The sequence below is a fragment of the Paramuribaculum intestinale genome (genome assembly GCF_003024925.1).
Taxonomy (GTDB): Bacteria; Bacteroidota; Bacteroidia; order Bacteroidales; family Muribaculaceae; genus Paramuribaculum; species Paramuribaculum intestinale.
The window spans coordinates 1-3216 of the sequence record NZ_PUED01000231.1 but is presented as its reverse complement, the minus strand read 5'-3'; the positions used below and the strand labels follow the sequence as shown (position 1 = coordinate 3216).

Sequence of the window (3216 nt, the reverse complement as noted above, 5' to 3'; positions counted from 1 at the left end):
GTTTTGATGATGTCGCCATGAGCGACTTGTTCTCAGCGGCAAGAGAAGAATTTGCCTCGGTCAGCCGGGTGTGTTCCGAATAGAGTTCGCTGTTAGCCTGCCGGATTTCCTCGTTGGCCACCCTCATTTGTTTCCTTTGAGCGTCAAGGGCGATTGCGCTGCATTCAAGATGACCGACCTTGCTCTCCAACGATTTCTTCTCCTTGTCAAGTTTCTTCTTCTCGGTGGAGAGTTCGGCTACATCCTTTTCAAGTACGGCTTTCTCGCGCTGGCATTGGCGGTAGTATTCGTGTTGGTCTATGTGCCGGGCTTCCGAGCCTCGGACGCCTCGCTCCAATCCGTATTTCGCCATTGCCTCGGCATAGAGGTCTTGGTAGCGGCTCATCGCCTTACGCTCCATTATGTCATCGGCACACAGCCGTGGACGGTTGGTCGGCTTGGTGCGGTAACGCTTCTTAACCGCCGCCTCCCTCGCTTTCTTCTTTCTCTCGGTTGTGACAATCGGAACGACCGCTATGTGGAGATGCGGTGTGCGCTCGTCCATGTGCAGGGCTGCGCCGACAACATTGTCGCTGCCGAATGTGTCACGAACCCATTTGATGTTGTCGGCTATCCATTGGTCGAGTTTTCCGGCGTCGATGATTTTCTGCATACCCTCGTTGTCGGAGGTCATCACCATGTTGAGGCAGCGTACTTGCCGGTCGGAGATTTTTCGGCTTATCCCGGCATTGGCTATGCGGTGTTCGACAGCAGCCGCAAGCCCGGTTATCCCGTCGGGATATTCGACCAGCCCGTAGCGGTTGAGGTGCGTCCGCTCCGGGTCTGCGTTGTCGGGATGGGAGGTGCGCTCGATATGCTTGGCTATCGAGTTCAAAGACGAGTTCGCCTTTATGATGTGGAACACTGCGTAGCTCATAGGCGAACGAGTTTTTGTTGCGGAGCAATCGGGGTGTACGGCTTCCGATTAAGCCGTTCCGGGGTTTCCAAAGGGATGTCACCCTTTGGCATATTGGGGATATTTTTAGCGTATCGGAACGATATGCGGCTCGACTTATTGAGCAAACCGAGAGCAATGGAATTTATTCCAATTGCCGAGGTGCAGCCAATAAAGGCGGAGCAAAAATTCCCTAATATGCTAAGGAATTTTCCGCATGGCTGTAATTTCCGTGCGCGGCTGCACGGATGGAACTGCTCCCCACACGAGGGTCGCAGGGCGGCAGACCACTGTAACAGGTATAGTGGTACACCGAGAAAAAACATTGATTTCATCATTTCAAATTTAGGGATAACCCCGTGGCACTTTCGGCATTTTGGCACAATCGCCCGTAAGGGTGAAAATGCCAAAGTGCCAAAAATGTCAAGGGTAAATTTAGAATTTGGTGTATGTGCCGTGGCTGTCGCGCGAGAAGAAGACGCCCCGTTTTTCACGCAGGAAACGCTTGAATGTCCGTTCCGGCATTCCGTTCTTGGAGGCTATCGCCACGCCCTCGGCGGTGGTGAATTTGTCGGGCAGTTCCGACATCACGGCAAGCTGCACATCGGTCAAACTGTCCTCGCCGATTATGCACTGCACCTTTGCGGCTGTCACGCGGAAATACTCCGTCAGCCGGATTGAACGCTCGACGGTGGCGGTGTCTATCGCCTTTTTCTTCTTTGCCCCGGTAGCCCAATCCGCAACAGCCAGCAGGAGGCAGAACCTTACGGCATAGATTTCGAGTTTGCTCGCTATGGCGGTCTGCGTGTCGCTTTCATCGGCGTTGCATTTGTCGGTGTACTCGTTCTGCCATTTTACAAGGCGGTCGAACGCTTCAGATGCAAACAGCACATTCTCCGGAATTATATTGCCGTTGGTATCGGTTGCCGGAACAATATCCGTCAGCTTGGAGATTATCTCACGCCATGCCGCAACGATGTCGAATGAGGGTGTTTTTCTCTCGCTGTTCCATTTCACTTTGGATTGGTCGTCCGGCACGACAAAGAGGAAACGCTCCATGAAGCCGTTGGCGTTGCGGTTTCCGGCGGCGAGTTCGCCCAGCACTTTGGGCTGGATCGTACCGATGACGCACAGGAACGGATTGGCGATGAACACACCGCTCTGACTGCTCTTGCGGTCGGACATGGCTACCTTGTGGTTGAACACCGACATCCAGAACTCCGATTCGGAGCCGTTGTTGTAGCGGTTGAAGTTCTTGAACCATGCGGCGAGTTCGTCGGCATAGAGGCACAGCCCCCTCGGATTTTCCGAGAGTATGCGGTGGACTGCTTCCGGGGTTACATCCTGCATGGTGAACCGTATGCGCCTCGGCTCGGTGGGGTTGGTGTCGTAGCCGTTGGCGGCTCTCTCTTTCGGCGGCAGTTCCATTGCCGCCTCGTAGCGTTTCATCGCCTCGTTGAAGATTGCCGACTGCTCCGCGTCGAAATCAATCAACGGCTGCATGGCGAAACTCAAAGGGTGGCTCTTGTTCGCTCCGGGGCGGCCTACAAGGGCGACGAAAAGAATGCAATACTCCTGCCAGCAGGTATTGTATTCGACCTTGTGGGTGTAGCCTATTGCCGCCGACATAGCCGTGAGCATTGACATGGCGAGATAGTCCTTCGAGAAACCGAGAGTGACGTTTGCCTCGTCGATTATTTCACGCACTTTCTTGGGGAGTACATCGAGAGGGAAAGGATTGCCGATGTTTATCTTTTCGGCGGTATCTTCCTTTTTCATCGTTTACCCCCTTTCTGCGCTGTGGATACAAGCACTCCGATTGCGTTGCCGTCGGTAAGCCGTGCCTCAGCCCATTGCAGGAGTTCGGATTTACGGAAATGGAGCTTTGATCCGAATTTCTGGAAAGGGATTGTTCCCTTGCTCGTTTCCTTGTAAAGCTGCCCTCTCTTTATGGGATAGCCGTTGGCATTGAGAAAAGCCAGCGCACCGTTCATGTCGAGCGATTCACATTCTGGTTTCGCTGCCTCTGCAGCGGTTGAAGCAGATGCTTCCTTTTCGGAGAGATACGCCTCTACCGACCCCCTCACAAGAAGTTTGAGGACTTCCACGAAGGGGAGATTAAGAAAATCAGTCATGTTCATTGTGGATGTGGATTGATTAGTGGTCGGGGAAAGTTTTAGCGCATTGGGCATAGACTTTTCAGAGTTAAAAACGTGTGGATTTTCATCATACAGATGTGGGGGTGTTGTCAAAGGGTTAAAATAAGCCTCACAGCCCTGACT

General features: G+C 53.1%; 3 protein-coding genes. All 3 read right to left on the bottom strand.

Going from position 1 to position 3216, the window contains the following annotated elements; all coding sequences use genetic code 11:
- On the bottom strand, nucleotides 1–916 hold a 916-nt coding region (gene mobV / locus C5O24_RS12020), incomplete at its 3' end, for a MobV family relaxase (RefSeq protein ID WP_107681892.1).
- Nucleotides 917–1369: 453 nt separating this feature from the next.
- Nucleotides 1370–2713 carry a DUF3987 domain-containing protein gene (locus C5O24_RS12015; protein WP_107036471.1) on the bottom strand — a complete coding sequence of 448 codons (1344 nt, stop codon included), beginning with the start codon at nucleotides 2711–2713 and terminating at the stop codon, nucleotides 1370–1372.
- Complete coding sequence (locus tag C5O24_RS12010) at nucleotides 2710–3075, bottom strand: helix-turn-helix domain-containing protein (protein ID WP_128703504.1); 366 nt, start codon at nucleotides 3073–3075, stop codon at nucleotides 2710–2712. The genes C5O24_RS12015 and C5O24_RS12010 overlap by 4 nt, the downstream gene beginning before the upstream one ends.
- Between the last annotated feature and the right edge of the window lie 141 nt (nucleotides 3076–3216).